The sequence below is a fragment of the Corallococcus caeni genome, from assembly GCF_036245865.1.
Classification (GTDB): domain Bacteria; phylum Myxococcota; class Myxococcia; order Myxococcales; family Myxococcaceae; genus Corallococcus; species Corallococcus caeni.
Genome location: NZ_BTTW01000003.1, coordinates 41,555 through 60,987, shown reverse-complemented (window position 1 = coordinate 60,987; position 19,433 = coordinate 41,555). Strand labels below are relative to the sequence as shown.

16 protein-coding genes are annotated in these 19,433 nt (G+C 72.3%); 8 read left to right on the top strand and 8 right to left on the bottom strand.

Features of this window, described 5'->3' with window-relative positions; genetic code table 11:
- Positions 1-29: 29 nt before the first annotated feature.
- The 4 genes from AABA78_RS14535 to AABA78_RS14520 all read left to right on the top strand — a co-directional run bounded on the left by AABA78_RS14535 (position 30) and on the right by AABA78_RS14520 (position 3,596).
- Entirely contained in the window at positions 30-899 is an 870-nt protein-coding gene (locus AABA78_RS14535) for an ABC transporter substrate-binding protein (protein ID WP_338263672.1), read from the top strand.
- Positions 896-1,690 (top strand): ABC transporter ATP-binding protein, encoded by a 795-nt coding sequence (locus tag AABA78_RS14530; RefSeq protein WP_338263671.1) that lies wholly within the window; start codon positions 896-898, stop codon positions 1,688-1,690. The genes AABA78_RS14535 and AABA78_RS14530 overlap by 4 nt, the downstream gene beginning before the upstream one ends.
- Complete coding sequence (locus AABA78_RS14525; protein ID WP_338263669.1) at positions 1,687-2,622, top strand: FecCD family ABC transporter permease; 936 nt, start codon at positions 1,687-1,689, stop codon at positions 2,620-2,622. Before AABA78_RS14530 ends, AABA78_RS14525 begins: the two co-directional genes overlap by 4 nt.
- A gap of 140 nt (positions 2,623-2,762) precedes the next feature.
- A complete protein-coding gene (locus AABA78_RS14520) occupies positions 2,763-3,596 on the top strand; it encodes a tetratricopeptide repeat protein (RefSeq protein WP_338263666.1) in 834 nt (277 codons plus the stop codon).
- Positions 3,597-3,617: 21 nt separating this feature from the next.
- On the opposite strand, the gene AABA78_RS14515 is transcribed toward AABA78_RS14520, so the two are convergent.
- The 3 genes from AABA78_RS14515 to AABA78_RS14505 form a co-directional block, all read right to left on the bottom strand.
- Positions 3,618-3,836, bottom strand: coding sequence for a DUF3185 family protein (locus tag AABA78_RS14515; protein WP_171415907.1), 219 nt, complete (start codon positions 3,834-3,836; stop codon positions 3,618-3,620).
- Positions 3,837-3,887: 51 nt separating this feature from the next.
- Positions 3,888-7,046 carry a ribonuclease R gene (gene rnr, locus AABA78_RS14510; protein WP_338263665.1) on the bottom strand — a complete coding sequence of 1,053 codons (3,159 nt, stop codon included), beginning with the start codon at positions 7,044-7,046 and terminating at the stop codon, positions 3,888-3,890.
- A gap of 127 nt (positions 7,047-7,173) precedes the next feature.
- Positions 7,174-8,568, bottom strand: coding sequence for a protease inhibitor I42 family protein (locus AABA78_RS14505; RefSeq protein ID WP_171415902.1), 1,395 nt, complete (start codon positions 8,566-8,568; stop codon positions 7,174-7,176).
- A 162-nt stretch (positions 8,569-8,730) separates the two neighbouring features.
- On the opposite strand from AABA78_RS14505, the gene AABA78_RS14500 reads away from it, so the two are divergent.
- From AABA78_RS14500 to AABA78_RS14490, 3 genes are all read left to right on the top strand, one after another.
- Positions 8,731-9,972, top strand: a complete 1,242-nt coding sequence (locus AABA78_RS14500) for a molybdopterin molybdotransferase MoeA (RefSeq protein WP_338263663.1) — start codon at positions 8,731-8,733, stop codon at positions 9,970-9,972.
- A 122-nt stretch (positions 9,973-10,094) separates the two neighbouring features.
- Positions 10,095-10,769, top strand: a complete 675-nt coding sequence (gene ribA / locus AABA78_RS14495) for a GTP cyclohydrolase II (RefSeq protein WP_120525803.1) — start codon at positions 10,095-10,097, stop codon at positions 10,767-10,769.
- Between the two features lie 34 nt (positions 10,770-10,803).
- Positions 10,804-11,625, top strand: a complete 822-nt coding sequence (locus AABA78_RS14490; protein WP_338263662.1) for an MBL fold metallo-hydrolase — start codon at positions 10,804-10,806, stop codon at positions 11,623-11,625.
- A gap of 6 nt (positions 11,626-11,631) precedes the next feature.
- Here the strand turns inward: AABA78_RS14490 and lipB are convergent, their stop codons facing one another.
- The 4 genes from lipB to lipA form a co-directional block, all read right to left on the bottom strand.
- A complete protein-coding gene (gene lipB, locus AABA78_RS14485) occupies positions 11,632-12,720 on the bottom strand; it encodes a lipoyl(octanoyl) transferase LipB (protein WP_338263661.1) in 1,089 nt (362 codons plus the stop codon).
- On the bottom strand, positions 12,717-14,510 hold the full coding sequence (locus AABA78_RS14480; RefSeq protein WP_338263659.1) for a ClpX C4-type zinc finger protein: 1,794 nt from the start codon (positions 14,508-14,510) through the stop codon (positions 12,717-12,719). Before AABA78_RS14480 ends, lipB begins: the two co-directional genes overlap by 4 nt.
- Before the next feature lie 99 nt (positions 14,511-14,609).
- Positions 14,610-15,872, bottom strand: coding sequence for a dihydrolipoamide acetyltransferase family protein (locus AABA78_RS14475; RefSeq protein WP_171420292.1), 1,263 nt, complete (start codon positions 15,870-15,872; stop codon positions 14,610-14,612).
- Positions 15,873-15,914: 42 nt separating this feature from the next.
- Complete coding sequence (lipA, locus tag AABA78_RS14470) at positions 15,915-16,844, bottom strand: lipoyl synthase (protein WP_338263657.1); 930 nt, start codon at positions 16,842-16,844, stop codon at positions 15,915-15,917.
- Positions 16,845-16,984: 140 nt separating this feature from the next.
- Between lipA and AABA78_RS14465 the strand changes: the two genes are divergently transcribed.
- Positions 16,985-17,761, top strand: a complete 777-nt coding sequence (locus AABA78_RS14465) for a DUF72 domain-containing protein (protein ID WP_338263655.1) — start codon at positions 16,985-16,987, stop codon at positions 17,759-17,761.
- A 60-nt stretch (positions 17,762-17,821) separates the two neighbouring features.
- On the opposite strand, the gene AABA78_RS14460 is transcribed toward AABA78_RS14465, so the two are convergent.
- Positions 17,822-19,378, bottom strand: a complete 1,557-nt coding sequence (locus AABA78_RS14460) for an OmpA family protein (RefSeq protein WP_338263652.1) — start codon at positions 19,376-19,378, stop codon at positions 17,822-17,824.
- Positions 19,379-19,433 lie beyond the last annotated feature (55 nt).

Below are 19,433 nucleotides of genomic sequence, written 5' to 3'. Positions count from 1 at the left end.
CGACCCGCGTGCTAGAAGTCGCCCCGCCAATGAGTCTCTTCCGCCTCCCCTCCCTGCTCTGCGTGGTGCTCGCGCTCGCGGCGGGCTGCCAGCGTCCGGCGCCCCCCGCCCCGGAGCCCCAGGCGCGGCGGATCGTCTCCCTGTCGCCGTCCGTCACGGAGACGCTCTTCGCCCTGGGCGCGGGCGCGCAACTCGTGGGCGTGTCCGACTACACCGCCCTGCCCGAGGGCACGCCCGCCCTGCCGAAGGTGGGCACCACGTTCGCCCCCAACTTCGAGGCCATCGCGAAGCTCCGGCCGACGCTGATCGTGGATCAGCAGGTGAAGCAGGCCCCGGCGGAGGCGCTCTCCGCGCTCGCGCCGCTGAAGGTGCTGCCCTGGACGTCGCTCCAGGAGGTGGTGGACAGCGTGAAGGCGCTGGGCCGCCTGAGCGGCCGCGAGCCCCAGGCCACGGCGCTCGCGGAGCGGCTCCAGCGCACGCTGTCCCGCTCCGCGCCGAAGGACGCGCCCCGCGTGCTGCTGGTGCTGGGCGACGTCGCGGGCACGCTGTCGGAGGTCTGGTACATGAAGCGCGCGTCGCTGCACGGCGCCGCGCTGGAGGCCGCTGGCGCGCGCAACGCGGTCTCCGACGAGCGCACCGGCCCTCCCAACCTGTCGCTGGAAGGGGTCATCGCGCTGGATCCGGACGCGGTGCTGGTGCTCGTCAGCGTGCCGGCCCTGGACGCCGCGCAGCAGGCCCAGGTCCTGGCCCCGTGGAAGCAGCTCACCGCCCTGCGCGCGGCGCGCGAGGACCGGGTGCGGCTGGTCATCGGCTCCGACGTGCAGTCCACCGGGCCCGCCATCCTCGACGTCGTCGAGCGGATCCACGCCGCCCTGGGCACCCTGCCCTCCCCGCGATGACGGCCGGGCTCACGCTGGACGCGGTGACGGTGCGGGCGCGGGGACGGACGCTGCTGGACGGCGTGTCCCTGCGCGTGGCCCCGGGAGACTTCGTCGCCATCGTCGGGCCCAACGGCGCGGGCAAGTCCACGCTCTTGCGCGTGGCGCTGGGCCTGCTGCGGCCGGACGCGGGCCATGCGCTCGTGGACGGACAGGACGTGTCGGGGCTCGCCCCCCGGGAGCGCGCGGCTCGGCTCGCGTGGCTGCCCCAGCGGCTGGAAGCGGCGGAGCCCATCACCGCGCTGGAGCAGGTCGTCGCCGCGCGCTACCGCTTCCCCGAATCCCGCCGCGCCTCCGAGACGGCGGCGCACAAGGCGCTGGCGGAGGTGGGCGCCGGGTCCTTCGCCACGCGGCCCATCACGGAGCTGTCCGGCGGCGAGCGGCAACGCGTGGCGGTGGCGGGGCTGCTCGCGCAGGAGACCCCGCTGGTGCTGCTGGACGAGCCCGCCAACTTCCTGGACCCCGCGCACCAGCTGGAGCTGTACACGCGCATGGGGCACCTCTGGCGCGCGGGGCGCGGCATCCTCTGCGTCACCCACGACGTCAACGTGCTCACGCACGCCCACGCTCCCGGCACGCGCGCGCCCCGCGTCGTGGGCCTGTTCCAGGGCCGCGTGGCGTTCGAGCGGGACCACGACGCCCCCGACCTGGGGGAGCAGTTGGGCGAGCTGTTCGGCGTGCGCATGCTCGCGACGTCCGCGGACGGCCACCGCGTCTTCGTGGGACTGCCCCGGAGCGGAGGCACCCCATGAAGGTCTGGCTCCTGCTGGCCGTCTGCCTGGCCGCGTGCGCGGCGGCGCCGTTCATCGGTCCGGGATTCTCCCCGGACTCGGCGGACTTCATCTTCTGGCAGCTGCGCGTGCCCCGCACGCTGATGGCCATGCTGGTGGGCGGCACGCTGTCGCTGGTGGGCGCCGTGTACCAGTCCCTCTTCGCGAACCCGCTGGCCGCGCCCAGCACCGTGGGCACCACGGCGGGCGCCACCCTGGGCGCGCTGGTGGCCATCATCCTGGGGGTCCGGCTCGCTCCGGGCGGCATGCCGTTCATCACCGCCGCGGCCTTCGTGGGGGCGCTCGGCGTCAGCCTGGTGGTGGCCGCCATCGCCGCGGGCCGCCGCGTGCGGATGAACGACGTGGTGCTCGCCGGCATCGCCTGCTCCATGGCGGCGGGCGCGCTCGCCACCGGGTTGCAGTTCACCGCGGACTCCGCGGAGCTGATGGCCGCCATGCAATGGTCGCTGGGCCACCTGCCGCAGGTGGGCTATTCGGGCGTGCTGCTCCTCACTCCGTTCGCGGCCGTCACGGTCGTGGGGCTGCTCGCCCTCACCCGCGCGCTGGAGGTGTTCATCGCCGGCGAGGAGCACGCCGAGTCCCAGGGCGTCCCCGTCCGCCGCGTGCGCACGGTGGCCATTGGCCTGGGGGCGCTGGGCGTCGCCGCCTGCGTCGCGTGGTGCGGCCCCATCGCCTTCGTGGAGCTCATCGTCCCGCACCTCGTGCGCCGGACGCTGGGGGTGAGCCGCCGCGTGCTGCTGCCGGGCTCCGTGGTCGTGGGGGCCGCGTTCCTCGCGTTGTGCGATGCGTCGGCGCGGCTGATCCTCCCGGGGCGTGAATTGCCCGTGGGAGTGGTGACAGCCGCCCTGGGCGCGCCCCTGCTCGTCTCCCTGCTCGCGCGTTCCCGCTCCTGAAGCCCCGCAGGAGAGGCCCGCCCGAGGAGGGACCGGGCCTTCAGGACGGGGGGTTCACGAGGCGAGTTCGGGTATATTCCGCGCCACGCGGGGCGCCCTGGCTGGGACGTGCCCCTGGAACTTCACGAAAGGCTTTGGGCATGAAGCGGCTGGGTAGCGTGGGTTTGATGCTGGGTCTGCTGACCCTGGGCGGGTCCTTTGGCTGCGCCGACGAGAAGGCGGAGAAGGCCAAGGAGCACCGGATCAAGGGCACCAACTTCCTCGCCGACAAGAACTACGCGGAGGCGGTGAAGGAGCTGGACGAGTCGCTGAAGATCGACCCGACCCAGGAGAAGGTCTGGGAGAAGAAGGCCTTCGCGCTCATGCAGGCCGGCCAGACGGACGAGGCCGCGCAGGCCGCGCTGAAGCTGGTGGACTTCGCGAAGACGCCCCAGGACAAGGCCGAGGCCTACCGCAACGTCGCGGCGATGTACGCGAAGAACGGCCCGCTGGAGAAGGCGGAGCAGTACTTCCAGGAGTGCCTGAAGATCAACCCGAAGGACACCGACGCGCTGAGCTGGATCGCGGAGGTGCACTCGCAGCGCGGTGGCGCCCGCTCCATGTCCGCGCCCGCGATCCCCTCGGAGCTGGACCTCGCGTTGAAGACGTATGACCAGGTCATCGCGCTCAACCCGGACTCGGCCAACACGTACCTGAACAAGCGCATCGTGATGTTCAAGTACATCGAGCACGAGAAGGCGCTGCAGCAGGCCGCCGAGCAGGAGGCCGTCGAGGCCGCGACGCCGCCCAAGCCGGAGAAGGGCAAGAAGGCCGTCGTGGATCCGCAGGCCGCGGAGCGCGTCGCCGCCGCCAAGGCCAGCGCCGCCGCGCACGCCAAGCGCATCGAGGAGCTGACGGCCCAGGCCAACGAGGCGACCAAGCAGTTCGGCGAGGCCACCAAGCGCGCCAAGGCCGCGCAGGCCTCCAACAAGTAGTCCGGGTGGTGGGGACGGGGCCTAACGCCGGCCTCGTCCTCCCCCGAAGAGGGCCAGCAGGATGCCGCCCACGAGCGCGGCGCCGCCGCCCGCGACGTACAGCGTGGTCTGCTCGGTGTTGCGGCCGGTGATGAGCTCGGTGGCGCGTTCGGTGAGCGAGTCCCGCGCCTTGAGCCCGGTGAACAGCAGCACCCCGCCCGCCACCGCGAGCATCAACCCCACGATTCGCACAGCACCCACAAGGCCTCCTTGAGTGGAACGGCGGCGCGGCCGGACGTCCCGGCCCCGCGTTCAGCGCTTGCGCTTGCCCGGGCTTCCGCGCCCCGGCTTCTTGCCCGCGCCCTTCGACCCGCCGGACTTCTTCCCCGGCGCGGCCGTCTTCGAGGGCTTCGCACGGCCACCCGCGCCCGCAGCCGCCTTGCGGACCTTCTTGGACGCGCCCGCGCGGCCCGGAGCCGCCCCCGTGGAGAGCTGGCCCCGCTGCGCGGCCAGCGCGCGGATCCGGTCGAAGCCCGGGTGCGGTGAAGCAGCCGGCGCGGTGTCGTCGGCGTCAAAGGATGGCGGAGTGAAGTCCGCGCCGGAGGGCGCCTCCGGGGTACCGGCTTCGCCCCCTTCGTCGGCCGCGGGCAGCGCGGGACGGATGACCTTGCGCTTGCCCTTGGCCGGGGTCGCGGGCTCCGCCTTCGGCGCGGGGGCCTCTTCCGGACGGGCACGCAGGAAGCGGGAGGTGCTACGCGCGGGCGCGGCCTCCTCGCGGCGCCCTTCCCGGCTGAACCGCCCGCGCGGACGCGGCCGGGCCGCCTCTTCCTCCGAGGCTTCGCTGCCGTACCCGGAGAGCGCCGCGGCGTCCTCCGACGCGACGTCCTCGGCCGTGGGCGGCTCCCACGTCTTCACCCCGAACGGCGTCTCCTCCGCCTCCGCGAGCGACCTCCACTGCTCCGCGTCCGAGGCCTCTCCCGCCACGGGCTTCCGCCACGGCGTGCGGCCCGTCTTCGCAGTCTCCCGCTCGGTGCGTCCGGGCCGGCCCGGGCGCTCGTGCCGGGCCCCGGCGTGACGGACCGGCGCCTCGTTGGCGAACTCGCGGCGGCGCATCGGCGGCCGCGCTCCGGTGGCACTCGGGAGCGGGGCCTCGTCCTCGAACTGGAGCGCCTCGAAGTCGATCTTCCGCGACGTCGTGTTCGCGGACAGCAGCCGCACGCGCAGCTTCTGCCCCACGCGCACGCGCCGGCCATTCGAATACACGAGCGAGTGCGTGCGCTTGTCCAGCTTGGAGCCTGGCCCCAGCGTCTCCGCCTTCACCAGGCCCTCGACGTGGACCTCGTCCAGTTCGACGAAGAAGCCGAACTCGGCGATGCCCGCCACCGTGGCGTCGAACTCCTCGCCCACGCGGTCCTTCATCATCAGGGCCGCGTAGAACGCCACCACCTCGCGCTCCACCGTCATGGCCGCGCGCTCACGCTCGGAGCACTGCTGCGCCATGCCCTCCAGCCGTTCCTCCTCGCGCTCCAGCTGCGACTCCGACGGCCGCTTGCCCTTGCGCGCCCACACCGCCTTCAGGATGCGGTGCACCAGCAGGTCCGGATACCGCCGGATGGGCGACGTGAAGTGCAGGTAGTTCTCCGCCGCGAGCCCGTAGTGGCCCACGCGCGTCGACGTGTAGACGGCCTGCATCATGGAGCGCAGCAGGAGCTGGTTCAGGGCCCGCTGCTCCGGGTGTCCCTCCAGCTGCGTGATGAACGCGTCCAGCTCCTTGGACGACACGCCGTCTTCCACGTCCAGGTGGAAGCCGTACGCCTCCGCCAGCACCGCGAACGCCGCCAGCTTCTGCGGATCCGGCTCGCCGTGGAACCGGTACACCGTGGGCAGGCCCTCGTCCTGGAAGTACGTCGCCACCGCCTCGTTGGCGGCCAGCATGCACTCCTCGATGAGCCGGTGGCTGTCCTTGCGCTCGCGCTTCTCCATGCGCAGCGGCAGTCCGTCCTCGCCCAGCACCACCTTGTGCTCCGGCACGTCGAAGTCGATGGCGCCGCGCGCCTTGCGCATGCCCATCAGCGCGCGCGCCAGCGCCATCAGCTGCTCGAACTGGGGCTTGAGGAAGTTCCGGTGCGGCACGTCCTTGCCGTCCAGGACGTCCTGCACCTCGTTGTACGTGCAGCGCGCCACGCTGCGCATCACCGCCGGGTACAGCTCGTGCGAGCGGCGCTGGCCGTGGCGGTCGAACGTCATGTCCGCCACCATGCACAGCCGGTCTTCCTCCGGGCGCAGCGAACAGATGCCGTTGGACAGCCGCTCCGGCAGCATGGGCAGCACGCGGTCCGGCAGGTACACCGACGTCGCGCGGTTGAGCGCCTCCGCGTCCAGCGCGCTGCGCTCCTTCACGTAGTGCGACACGTCCGCGATGGCCACCACCAGCCGCCAGCCCCCGGCCTGCGGCTCCGCGTAGACCGCGTCGTCGAAGTCGCGCGCGTCCTCGCCGTCGATGGTGATGAGCGGCACCGAGCGCAGGTCGCGGCGGTTGCCCTCCGTGGCCTCGGCTTCCGTGACCTTCACCGCGAACGCGTCCGCCTCGTCCATCACCTCCGGCGGGAACTCGTCGGAGAAGCCATGGGCGAAGGCCGAGCCCAGCACCTCCGCGCTCGGGTCGCCCGGCCGGCCCAGCGAGCCGGCCACCTCACCGAACAGCCCCTGCCCGGGCTCCAGGAGGTCGGCGCCCACGCCCAGCCGCACCTTCACCAGGTCGCCGTCGCGCGCCATCTGCGTCGCCGGCACGCGGATGGGGCCCGGGAGGTTCGTGTCGGTGGTCATGACCAGCGAGTGCCGACCCTGCGCCACGTACGTGCCCACCGCCAGCTCGCGCCGCCGGTTGAGCACGCGCACCAGCCGGCCCTCGAAGCGGCCCGGCCGTCCCGCGACCTCCACGAGGACGCGGTCGTTGTCGAGCGCCCGCTGCGCCTCGCCGGGCGGCAGGAAGATGTTCTCCCCCTCGCCGGACACCGGGTGCACGAAGCCGAAGCCGTCCCGGTGCATGTGGAGGATGCCCTCCACCTCGGGCTGCCCGGACTCCTCGAAGCGGTCGTCCCGGGAGCCGCGCTGGAGCGAGCGCCGGAAGTCGCCGCCGCCCTGGAACCCTGGACGCTCCGCCCGGAAGCCACCCCGGCGCTCCTCGCGCCCGCTGCCCGGCGTGGGGCCGCGCTTCTTGAAGGGAGGCGTGGACGGGGCCTGGCGGGATTCGAAGTCGGCGTCGGGCGCCCGGGGCGTGCGCGGGCCTTCCAGCCGGAAGCGCTTGCCGTCCTTGACGATGACGCCCGCGCGCACCAGCTCACGCAGGGCGCGCTTGAGTTCAGTCTGCTGGCCGGGATTCAGCCCTCCCAGGCGAAGGAGCTCCTTCAAGCCCAGGGGGTGGTCGGCTTCGGAGAGCAGCTGTCGGATGTGGTCTTGGGAGAGGCTCACGGTGGGGATGCGGCAAGGCCGCTGAGGGAACGGGTAAGCCCGAAGGGTGCGGGCGGGAACCCCCCGGCCCCCATTCGCCCTCCCCAGAGGACCTTGCGGTCCGGGGAGGGCCCGTGCGCCCAAGCCCTCAGGGCTTGACGGTGACGTTGATCTTGAAGGAGCGCTCCACCACGCCCGGCGTGAACGCCTTGGCGAGGAAGAACTCCACTTCGAAGCTGCCGGGGTTGCGCGGCGTGAAGAAGAACTCGCGGGTGGCCGGGCTGCCGTTGGGACCCGGCTCGAAGTTGGCCTCGCGCAGACCCACGCGCTTGGCCAGCGTGGGCTCGATGGCCCAGGTGGCGCCGGGCTGCTCCTGCAGCCGCACGGTGAGGCCGTGGTTGAGCTTCACGTCCACGGACGTGGGCACCTCGCCCTCGATGTGGACCAGCTCCATCTCGTCACGAGACACCGAGCGCGCCTCGGACGGACGCGGCTCCACCGTCTCCGCGGTGATGCGCCCACCCCAGCCGGACGTCTTGTCCACCACGCCCGTCACCTGGAGCGTCTGCCCCACGTGCTTGCGCAGGCTCTTCACGGCCGCCTTGCCTTCGATGGCGAAGGACACCTGCTGGCGCGTGCCGCCGTTGGAGACGACGAGCACGAAGTCCTCGCCCATCATCTCCAGGTTGCCCCGGATGCTGGCGAAGCCCTTGATGCCGGCGCCCATGCCCGCGGCGACGGCCATGGAGACCTCGCCGGGCGACAGGTAGCGCAGCTTCGGCTCCGTGTCCGCGGGCGGCGGCGCGACCTCTTCCACCTCCGGCTTCTTGGCGGAGTACTTGCGCACCTCCACCACGCCGCTGTGGTTGGTCGTCTTCTTGATGAGCCCGCTCACGGAGACCTTGTGGTCCACGTAGGCCGGCAGCACTTCCTGATCCGGACCCTGCAAGAGGAACGTCAGCTCGCGCTTGTCGCGGCCGACGACGACCAGGTGGGGCAGCTCGCCGCTGAGGATGAGGCGGCCCTTGAGGCTGCCCTCCCCCATCACGCCGCGGCCCTCGCCGGCCGTGAGCAGCTGCTCCATCTCACGCTTCGTGAGCGGCTCGCCCACGGGCGGGAGCTTCGTGGCGCGCGGGCGCGGCTTCTCCACGGCGGGGCCGGCGGGGACCATCGGCGGGGACTTGCCCCCCGCCTTGCCGGCGCCCTTCTTGCCAGCGGCGGGCGCGGCAGCCGCGGCCTTCGCCGCGGGCGCGGCCTTGCCAGCCTTCGCGGGAGCAGCAGGGGGAGCCGCCTTGGCCGCCGCCTTCTTGGCGGCAGCGGGGGCCTTCTCCACCTTCTCCGCGACCGCCTTCTTCGCCGCCGCGACCTTTCCCTTCGCCCCTTCCGCCACCGCCTTGACGACCTTCGTCGCGGCCGTCGCCACCTTCTTCGAGGCGTTCCTGATCAGATCCAGGCGGGCCGCGTTGTCCTTCTTCGCGGCAGGCTTCGCACCGGCTTTTGCAGCGGGAGTCGGCTTCTTCGCCCCGGACTTGGGCTTGGCCATCGACGCTGTCTCCTTGGAAATTTCCCGTGTGCTATCAACGGGTTGGCGGGACGCCCCTGCTGTTGGACGCGAGCCTCGCGATCACGGTTGCTTGTAACGATGATCAGCTGGGCTGTCAAACTAACACTTGATTTTCCCACGGACTTTGGGTGGGAAAACAGCATGAGCGACACCCCCGCATTGCTGCCGGTGGAGGAGGCCCGAAAGCGGATCCTCGGGCTGTGCACGCCGCTGCCCACCGAATGGGTGCCCGGGGATGACGCCCTGGGCCGCGCGCTGGCCGAGGACGTCCACGCCCGCCGCACCCTGCCCCCCTGGGACAACTCCGCCATGGACGGCTACGCGGTGCGAGCCCGGGACCTGGCGGGCCCCCTGCCCGTGCGCCTCACCGTGGGGGAGACGGTGTTCGCCGGCAAGCGCCCCACCCGGGAGGTCGTCCCCGGCACCTGCGCGCGGATCATGACCGGCGCCCCCCTGCCCCCGGGCGCGGACGCCGTGGTGATGCGCGAGCGCACCCGCCCCGTGCCCGCCGCCAGCCCCGACGCGCCGGACGCGGTGGAGATACTGGAGGCCGTGGGGCCGGGGAACTTCATCCGCCCCCGGGGCGAGGACGCGAGGGAGGGCGACGTGCTGCTGCGGCGCGGCACCCCGCTGGGCATCCCGGAGCTGGGCCTCTTGTGGGCGCAGGGCCAGGGCACGGTGCCGGTGCCCCGCCGGCCGCGCGTGGCGGTGCTGTCCACCGGCGACGAGCTGTGCCGGGTGGACGAGCCCCCCGGCGACGGCATCGTGGACGTCAACGCCCCCGCGCTGGCCCTGGCGGTGCGGCGCGCGGGCGGCGTGCCCTCGCTGCTGGGCATCGCCCGGGACACGCGGGAGGCCGTCCAGGAGGCCCTGTCGCGCGTGGAGGGCTTCGACGTGGTCCTCACCAGCGCCGGCGTCTCCGTGGGGGACCACGACTTCGTGAAGGACGCCCTGGAGGCCCTGGGCGTGGAGCAGCGCTTCTGGCGCGTGGCCATCAAGCCCGGCAAGCCGCTGGTGGTGGGCCAGCGGGGGCGCACCCTGTTCATGGGCCTGCCCGGCAACCCCACGTCGTCCCTGGTGACGTTCGAGCTCTTCGTCCGCCCCGCCCTGCGCCGGCTCCAGGGGCTGGAGGACGTGGAGCCTCCGCGCGTGGCCGGCCGCCTGGACGGGCGCCTCTCCAAGGCCCCCGGGCTTGCCCACTTCGTCCGCGTCACGGCCACCTGGCGGGCGGGCGAGCTGTGGGCGAAACCGCTGGGGACTCAGACGTCGGGGGCCCTGCGTTCAGCTTCGGCAGCCACACATTTGCTTCACTTCCCCCAAGACTCCAGCAGTTTGACTGATGGCTCCCATGTGGAGCTGCTCCCCCTGTCCTGGGTCGCTTGAGCAACGCATTTCACGCCCGCCGCATCCAAACAGGCGGGTTTCACCACACCCCTCCGGGTGTCACCTTGACTTGCATTCGGGGGGGCGAGAAGTAACGGCCCCCTACTGGGAGACGACCTACCATGTCCGACACGCGCTCACCCCAGGTCCTGCCGACCCGCAAGCCGACCCAGCACCTGGAGCGGTACTCGGAGGCGGACGTGCCCACGGCCCGCGGGGTGCTGAAGACCATCGTCTTCCGCGACAAGCGCAACGGGCGTGAGCACGTGGCGCTGGTGGTGGGCGACCCCAAGGGACTGGAGGGGGTGCCGGTGCGCATCCACTCGGAGTGCCTCACGAGCGAAGTTTTTGGCAGCCTCAAGTGCGACTGCCGCGAGCAGCTGGACCGGGCGCTGGACTTCGTGGCCCAGAACGGGCTGGGCGTGGTGCTGTACCTGCGCCAGGAGGGCCGGGGCATCGGCCTGGGCAACAAGATCAAGGCCTACGCCCTGCAGTCCAAGGGGCTGGACACCTACGAGGCCAACCGGCAGCTCGGCTTCGCGGACGACTTGCGCTCGTACGACATCGCTGCGGAAATGCTGCGGTCGCTGGATGTGCGTTCGGTGGACCTGATCACCAACAACCCGCTGAAGATCGCCGGGCTGGTGGAGGAAGGCGTGGCGGTCCGGCGCCGAATCCCTTCCCGGACCGAGCACAATCCGCATAACGTCGACTATTTGAAGACGAAGCGTGAGCGTACGGGGCACCTGATTGAGCTCTTCGCGGAGGACGACGACACCGAAGCCAAGGCCGGCTGAGCGCCCGGCCCGGCGGAGCACCGCGCGCTTCCAGGTGCGCTTCTGGGGGGTGCGCGGTTCCATCCCCGCGCCCGGCCCCGCGACCCGGCGCTACGGCGGCAACACGCCGTGCGTGGAGGTCCGCTGCGGGGACGAGCTGCTCATCTTCGACCTGGGCTCCGGAGCGCGCGGCCTGGGGGATGCGCTGGTGGCGACGCGCAAGCCCGTCAAGGCGTCCATCTTCATCTCGCACTACCACTACGACCACCTGCAGGGCCTGCCGTTCTTCTCGCCGATGTTCTCTCCGGCGAACGACGTGACGCTGTACGGGTCGCCTCGGGACGGCAAGTCGCTCAAGCAGATATTGGCCGGGCAGATGGTGCCCCCGTACTTCCCGGTGACGGCGGAGGACGTGTTCCGCACGCGCCTGGCGTACCGGGACGTGGTGGTGGGTGAGGACATCCCGGTGGGCAAGGCCACGGTGCGCACGCTGGAGCTGAACCACCCGGGCGGCAACGTGGGCTACCGCGTGGACTTCGGCGGGCGCTCGCTGGTGTACGCGACGGACGTGGAGCACGGCACCGAACTGGACGCGAAGCTGTTCGACTTCGCGCGCGGCGCGGACGCGCTCATCTACGACTCCATGTACACGGAGGACGAGTACCGCGGCCGCAACGGGCCGGCCCGCACGGGCTGGGGCCACTCCACCTGGGAGGCGGCGGTGCGCGCGGCGGACGCCAGCGAGGTGAAGCAGCTGGTGCTCTTCCACCACGACCCGGGCCGCGACGACGTGGGCATGGACAAGCTGCTGCGCGAGGTGCGCAAGCACCGCAAGGCCACCATCGCCGCGAAAGAGGCGATGGTCATCGAGCTGTAGCGGCCGTCACGGCCTGGGCGTTGTCTGGAGCGCCCGGGTCACCGTCTCGCGCAGGCCCCGGAAGGGCAGCCGCGCGAGGGCGGTGGGCACGTCCACCCACTCGAAGGCGTCGTGCTCCGGGCCCAGGCGCACGTGCGTGTCCGGCGCGGCGTGCACCGCGAAGCCGTGCTCCTCCACCAGCTTCGGCGGCAGCGCCTCCCCCAGCGCGAACGCGTGGCGGTAGGCCAGCTCCACGACGGGGAGCGTGAGGCCCGTCTCCTCCGCCACCTCACGGCGGGCGGCCTCCACGGGGGACTCGCCCGGCTCCAGGCGCCCCGTCACCGTCTGCCAGAAGCCGCCGCGCTCCGGCGTCCGGCGCAGCAGCAGCACGCGCGCTTCGGGGCCGCGGCCGTGCACCACCGCGACGCTCACCGTGCGCAGGTCCACCGTGCCGTCCACGCGCCGCGCATCGAAGACCCGGGTGAACTCGCGGGCGAGCGCCTCCTCCACGTCCGGGACGGACACGGGGTGGCCCAGCTCGCGCTGCATGGACGTGACGCCCGCCTCGCGGATGCCGCACGGGACGATGAGCTGGAAGTGCTCCAGGTTGGTGTTCACGTTGAGCGCGAAGCCGTGCGTGGTGAGCCAGCGCGACAGGTGCACGCCAATGGCGCCAATCTTCCGCGCGTCCGGTGAGCCTTCGTGCCCCAGCCACACGCCCGGCCACTTGGGGATGGCGCCCGCCGTGAGGCCGAAGCCCGCGAGCGTCTGGACGAGGCCGCGCTCCACGTCGCGCACGTAGCGGCGCACGTCGCGGCGGTCCTCCGGCAGCAGGAGGATGGGGTAGCCCACCACCTGTCCCGGGCCGTGGTAGGTGACGTCGCCGCCCCGGTTGGTGTCGAACACCTCCACGCCTTCTTGCGCGAGGCGCGCGTCGGTGGCGGTGATGTTCTCGCGCTTCGCGGCGCGGCCCAGCGTGAGGACGGGCGGGTGCTCCAGGAGCAGCAGCGCGTCCCCGATGAGCCCCTGCAGGCGGGCCTCGCCGAACAGGTGCATCAGCTTCAGTCCGTCCTCGTACTCCACCCGGCCCAGGCGGAAGACGGTGAGCGTGTTCATGGTGTTCCCTTTCGCCCCCCTCGTGGGTTGTGGGATGGCGCGGCGGGCGTCTGCGCCGCCTCCAGGCTCCAGCTGCCCGCGTAGACGCGCGACAGGAGCGCCTGGAGCTCATGCCCCGCGCGCGGGGAGCGGACCGCTTCGGCGGCGAACGCGCCCAGGACTTCTTCCGACAGGGTGACGGCCGGCTGGCGCAGGGCCAGGGAGCGGCGGGCCACCTCGACCAGCTCCGGCACCGTGGGGCGGCGCACCGGGAGCAGCACCTGCACGCGCTCCAGCAGGGACACCGGCACGAGTCCCTGCACCGCTTCGAGCATGCCCGCGGTGGTGGGCACCGGCAGGCTGCCGCCCTCCCCTCGCACCCACAGGCCCAGCGACGACACCGCGCCGCGAGCGCTCATCACCACCGCGCGCTCCCGGCGGCCGGAGAGGAACGCCACCAGCGCGGCCTGCCCGCCGGACTCCAGACGGTCCACGTCCTCCACGAGGAGCGGCTCCGTGCCCGGCGTGGACTCCAGCGCCTCCACGGTCGCGAGCACGCCCTGGCCGCGCCGCTGGAGCGACTGGAAGAAGAGGCTCTTGCCGCAGCCCTCGGGGCCCACGAGCAGCAGGCAGCGCGCGCCCGCCTGGAGCGTGCGCTCCAGCAGGGTCTTCACCTCGTCGTGGCCCACCATCTCCACGGCTCCTGTGCGCGGCTCCTCCACGACGGGCTTGCGCACGGGGGGCGGAGGGACGACGTCGCCCAGGAGGCCCTGGGATTCGCCCAGACAGCCCTTGCAGATGAACGCACCGGCCGGGCCCGCCACCAGGTCGCCCACCTCGCCCCGGGGGCGGCAGCAGAACGAGCACCACGCGTCCAGGGCGGGATCGGCGCGGGTGGGGCCCCGCTCGATGATGCGCTTCTCGCGTCGGCGGCCCCGTGCCGGTTCGGCGTGCGCGGGGGAGGTGTCCTCGTCCGGTGGACGCAGGAGCCCCCCGGGGACGACGACGTCCTCGGCGCCTGAAGCCCGCAGCAGGCCGGTGGCGGGGATGAGCTCGTCCTCCTCGGGAGGAAGCAGCAGGCCGCCCGGGACGACGACGTCGCCTTCAGGAGCACCGCGCGGGCCCTCCGTGTCGTCGGCCTGCGTCCGCTCGGCCAGGGGCCGCTGCGCTGCCGGGTCGGCGTCATCCGCGGCAGGCGGCGAGGCATCGCTGGACAGGGGCCGCTGCGATGCCAGGTCGGCTCCATCCACGGCAGGCCGCGAGGCATCGTTGGATGCGGCAGCGGCCGGACTCGCGGCCGGGTTCCGCGCCTCGTCAGAAGCGGCGGGCCCCTTCTCCGCGTTCAGGCCGTTGGCCGTGCTCGTGGCACGAGGCCCGTCATGCAGCGTGACGGCGTCGGCCGGGGACAGGGCTCCGATGGCGGCGATCCTTCCCGCGAGCCTGGGCAGGCCGGGCTCGGAGGGGAGCGGCGCGCCGCCGGTCACGGTGGGGTCCTCGTGGGCATCCAGCGTGTGTGTCACGGCGTCGGCCTTGTCGTTGAACGCGGCGGACACCGCGTCGCCCCAGCCCACCGCGCGGAAGGCCATCGCGTCCTTGCCTCCCGCCATCGCCGCGGTGAAGGCGGGGCTCACGTCGGGGGCTCGGGCCTTCAACTGGCGCGCCTGCCGCAACAGCTGCGAGGCGCGCGAGGTGTGCCCAGAGCGCTGGTAGAGGGCGGCGGCCTGCTCCAGGCACTCCGCCGCTCGCGCGCGGTCTCCCTGGAGCTCGGCGGTCTGCGCGGCGCGGATCAACTCACGGGGATTGTCGGCCATCGCGGATGCCCGCCTTCAGCGTTGCTGTTCCGGAAGTCCCCCGCGTCCCGGCCGCCCCCCGGAGCTGGAGCGGTCGGGCGAGCCCCGCGACGCGTGTCCTCACGCCATCGCGAGGAACAGCAGGTCCGGCGCTTCCAGGTACTTGATGATCTCGTACACGAAGCTCGCCGCCACGTCGCCGTCGATGACGCGGTGGTCGCAGGACAGCGACAGGTTCATCATGTCCCGGACGACCACCTGGTCGTTCTTCACCGCCGGGCGCTTCTTCAGCTTGTGAACGCCCAGGATGCCCACCTCGGGGTGGTTCAGGATGGGCGTGGCGAACAGGCCGCCGCTCTGCCCCAGCGAGGTGATGGTGAAGGTGCCGCCCGTCAGCTCCTCCATCTTCAGCTTGCGGTCGCGCGCCGCGACGCTCAGGCGGGAGATCTCCTTCGCCAGCTCGCCCAGCGTGAGCTGATCCGCGTTGCGCACCACCGCCACCGTGAGGCCGTCCGGCGTGGCCACCGCGATGCCGATGTTGTACTCGCCGCGCACCACCAGCTCCTGCGTCGACTCGTCGAAGTTGGCGTTGAGGTGCGGGAACTTCTTCATCGCCGCGATGGTCGCCTTCACGATGAACGGCAGGTAGGTCAGCTTCGTGCCGTCCCCCGCCGCCGCCAGCTGGCTGTTGAGCCGCGTGCGCAGCGCGACCAGGTCCGTGGCGTCCACCTCCTCCACGAACGCGAAGTGCGGCATCGTGAACTTCGAGCGCACCATCTTCTCGGCGATCTTCTTGCGCAGCCCGCGCAGCGCGATGCGCTCGTCGCCCTTGCCCGAGGACACGGGCGGCGCCGCCGGACGCGCGGCCTGGGGCGCGGGGGCCGCGACCTCGTTCTTCTTCGGCGCGCCGCCACCCTCCAGCGCCGCCACCACGTCCGCCTTCGTCACGCGGCCCTGCGGCCCCGAGCCGGAGATCTCCGCCAGGTCCAGGCCGTGCTCGCGCGCCATGCGGCGCGTGACGGGCGTGGCCAGCACCTTCGTCGCCGAAGCCGGCGCCGCGGCCGCCTGAGCGGGGCTCGCCGCCGGAGCGCCGGGGGACGCCGGGGCGCCATGGGCCGGGGCCTCCGCCGCGGGCGCGCTCCCCTCCATCTCCAGCGTCACCAGCAGCTGGTGCACCTTCGCCATGTCGCCCTCACGGCCGTGCGTCTTCACGACGCGGCCGGCGTGGGGGGTGGGCACGGTGACGGTGGCCTTGTCCGTCATCACCTCGCAGAGCACCTGGTCTTCCTTCACCAGGTCGCCCTCCTTGACGTGCCACTTCACGAGCTCGCCCTCCGCTACGCCTTCGCCGAGATCGGGGAGCTTGAATTCGAAAGTCGCCATGAGCGGGAGTGTCTCTCTGGGTTGGGGAAGGGGTGCGTCCGGTCAGCCGAGTCGCTCGACGCGCTCGCGCTCCATCAGGCCCTTCATGAAGAATTCGGCGGCGCGGTAGCTGGAGCGCACCAGCGGCCCCGACGCCACGTAGAGGAATCCGTAGGACTCCGCCAGCGTCTTGTAGGCCTCGAACTGCGCGGGCGTCACGAAGCGCTCCACGCGCAGGTGGTACTGCGACGGCTGCAGGTACTGGCCCAGCGTGAGCACGTCCACGCCCACGTCGCGCAGGTCCTTGAACGTGCGCTCCAGCTCCGCGTCCGTCTCACCCAGGCCCACCATGACGGACGTCTTGGTGTAGACCTTCTCCGGGCGGTTCTTGAGGTACTCCAGCACGCGCAGGGACTGGCGGTAGGTGGCGCGGCGGTCGCGCACCGTGGGCGTCAGCCGCTCCACCGTCTCCACGTTGTGCGCCACCACGTGCGGCTTCGCCTCCGCCACCGTGGCCAGGTCCTCCTCCTTGCCCTTGAAGTCCGGGATGAGGACCTCCACGAGCGTGCGCGGGCTCTCCTTGCGCAGCTCCCGGATGGCGGACGCGAAGTGGCTGGCGCCCCCGTCCGGACGGTCGTCGCGGTTCACCGACGTGACGACGATGTACTCGAGGTTCATCTCCTTCACCGCCTGCGCCAGATGGATGGGCTCCATCGGGTCCAGCGGCGGGGGCGCCCCGACCTTCACGTGGCAGAAGCGGCAGGCGCGCGTGCACACCTCGCCCATCAGCATCACCGTGGCGGTGCCTCCGCCCCAGCACTCGGCGATGTTGGGGCAGCGGGCCTCCTCGCACACCGTGGCCAGCCCCACGCGCTTCACGATGGCTTTCACCCGCTCATAGCCCTCGCCATGCGGCAGGCGCACCTTCAACCACTCGGGTTTACGGGTGCTTTCAGAGACCTGTGGGAGGGGGAACCGGTCGGGAGTCGCCATGGGTCGCGGGCCTTCTAGAGGGTGGGTGAAAGCAGGGTCAAGCGTGAAGCCCTAACGCCTCGCGTTAGCGCGGGCCAGCCACGAGGAGAACTTCCGGGAGGTGTAACGCGGTGGACAGGGCGCGGCCACGAAGGGCGGACATGCCCATCCTCCAGCCCATGGCGGCCATCCACCTGGGGACCAGCGGGTACGTCTACAAGCACTGGAAGGGGCTCTTCTATCCGGCCGGGCTGCCGGCCCGCCGCTGGCTCCCCTACTACGCGCGCGTGTTCTCCACCGTGGAGCTCAACGCCACGTTCTACCGCCTGCCCACGGAGGCCGCCGTGGACGGCTGGCGCGAGCAGGTGCCCCCGGGCTTCCGCTTCGCCTGCAAGGGCAGCCGCTTCCTCACGCACCTGAAGCGGCTCACGGAGGTGGGCGAGGGCGTGGAGCACTTCTTCTCGCGCGTCTTGCGGCTGGGCAGCCGGCTGGGGCCCATCCTCTGGCAGCTGCCGCCCCAGATGACGAAGCCGGATCCGGAGCGGCTGGAGCGCTTCCTCGCCCACCTGCCGGGCGGCGTGCGGCACGTCTTCGAGTTCCGGCACGCGGCCTGGTACCACCCGGAGGTGCTCGCGGTGCTGGAGGCGTACGGCGCGGCGGTGTGCGAGCACGACCTGGTGGACGTGCCGGTGCCCCACCCCACCGGCGGCTTCCGCTACCTGCGCTTCCACGGCGCGCACTCGCGCTACGAGGGCCGCTATGGACGGCGCGCGCTGCGGCGGGTGGCGGACGACTTGACGGCCTGGCGCGACGCGGGGCGGACCGCCTGGGTCTTCTTCAACAACGACCTCCAGGGCCATGCGCTGCTGGACGCGTTCGACCTGGCGGAGCTGCTGGGGGAACCGCTGCACCGGCCGGAGCCGGCCGCCGTGACGTAGACAGCGGCGCCCGGTCCCTGTGTGAGGACCGGACGCCGCCGGGACCGCGTGCCCGGGGGATCACTGACCGAGCACCTGCACCTCGATGCGGCGGTTCTGCACGCGGCCCTGAGGGGTGTCATTGGAGGCGATGGGATCCGCGTCACCCTCGCCGCTGACCTCGATGCGGTCCTTCGGGATGCCGTCGCGAACCAGCTCGTTGCGGACGCTCTCCGCGCGGGTCTCCGACAGCTTGCGGTTGGCGTCCGCGTTGCCGGTGGAGTCCGTGAAGCCCTTGATGCGCACGCGCGTGTCGGAGTTCTCCTTCAGCACGTTGCCCAGCTCGTCCACCATGCGCTTGCTCTTGGAGGTGATCTGCGACGAGCCCGTGCGGAACTCCACGCCCTCCAGCACGATGCCCTGCTCCGCGCTCGGGCCGTTGATGGCCTCACGCAGGCTGTTGGGGTCGCTCACGCGCTGCTTCTCCTGGCCGGAGCCGCCGGTGCCCTCTCCCTCCATCGCGCCGGACCCGCCGGTGCCCGCGTCCTTTTCCATGCCGGACCCGCCGGTGCCCGCGTCCTTTTCCATGCCGGACCCGCCGGTGCCCGCGTCCTGCTCCATGCCGGACCCGCCGGTGCCCGCGTCCTGCTCCATGCCGGACCCGCCGGTGCCCGCGTCCTGCGCCACGTTGGCGCTCCCGCTCGGCTGCGTTCCGGAGCCTCCGGTGCCGTCATGCCCCACCGAACCCGTCGACCCGGAGCCGCCCATCGCGGGCGTCGTCGGCTGCACGGCGGGCGCGGGCGTCACGGGCTGCGCGACGCGGTTCTGCTCGGGTTGCGAGGTGGTGCGCGTCACCTGCGGAGCCCGGGCGCGCTCGTTCTTGCGTCCGCGCAGGGCCCCCCACGCGAGCACGACCAGCGCGAGCAGGGCCAGCGGAATGGCCCAGCCGGCGATGCTCTTCTTGCGCTCCGGTGGACGGTTGTAGGTCTGCCGGGGCGGCGTCTCTCGCACGGTGTGGGCCTCCCGCACGGGGCCCGTCTCCCGGACCTGCGACACCTCGCGGTGGGGTTCGATGACCTCCGCGACCGCGTGGCGCGTACCCCCGAAGCCCAGGATGCCACCCAGCCCCGCTGGCAGCGCGGCGGCGATGTTGTTGCGCTGGCCGTTGAGCAGCTGCATCAGCCCGGATGACCCCATGCGCTGATCACGCACCTGCTTGCCCAGGACGCCCATCAGCATGGGCGCGGCCAGCGACAACAGCCGCGTCGCCGAGCCGGCGTTGCGCATCCCTCCGAAGCGCGTGAGCCCCTCGGTGACGGCGCCCAGCTTGTTGCCGAAGATGCCGCTCAGCATCCCCTTCCCGCGCTCCTCCTCGTCGAGCAGCCCCTCTCCGACGTCGCCAGCGTGCGCGGGCGCGTCGGGTCCGGTGAAGCCGCCCTCGTTGAGCTTCGACAGCAGGCGGTGCGCGCCGGCCTCGTTGCCGCCCTGATCCGCGACGCCCGCGGCCACGGCGGCGATGGCGCCCGGCAGCGTCTTGGTGGTCGCCTGCGGGTCCTCCCCCAGCGAGCCGCTGATCTTCTGGAGCAATCCCTTCTGCATGAACTGTGAGCCGACGGCTTCGATCAGATTGAACGCCATGTATTGCCTCCCGGTTGGGTCCCGCACCGGGACGGCCGGTGCGCGAGGCCACCTC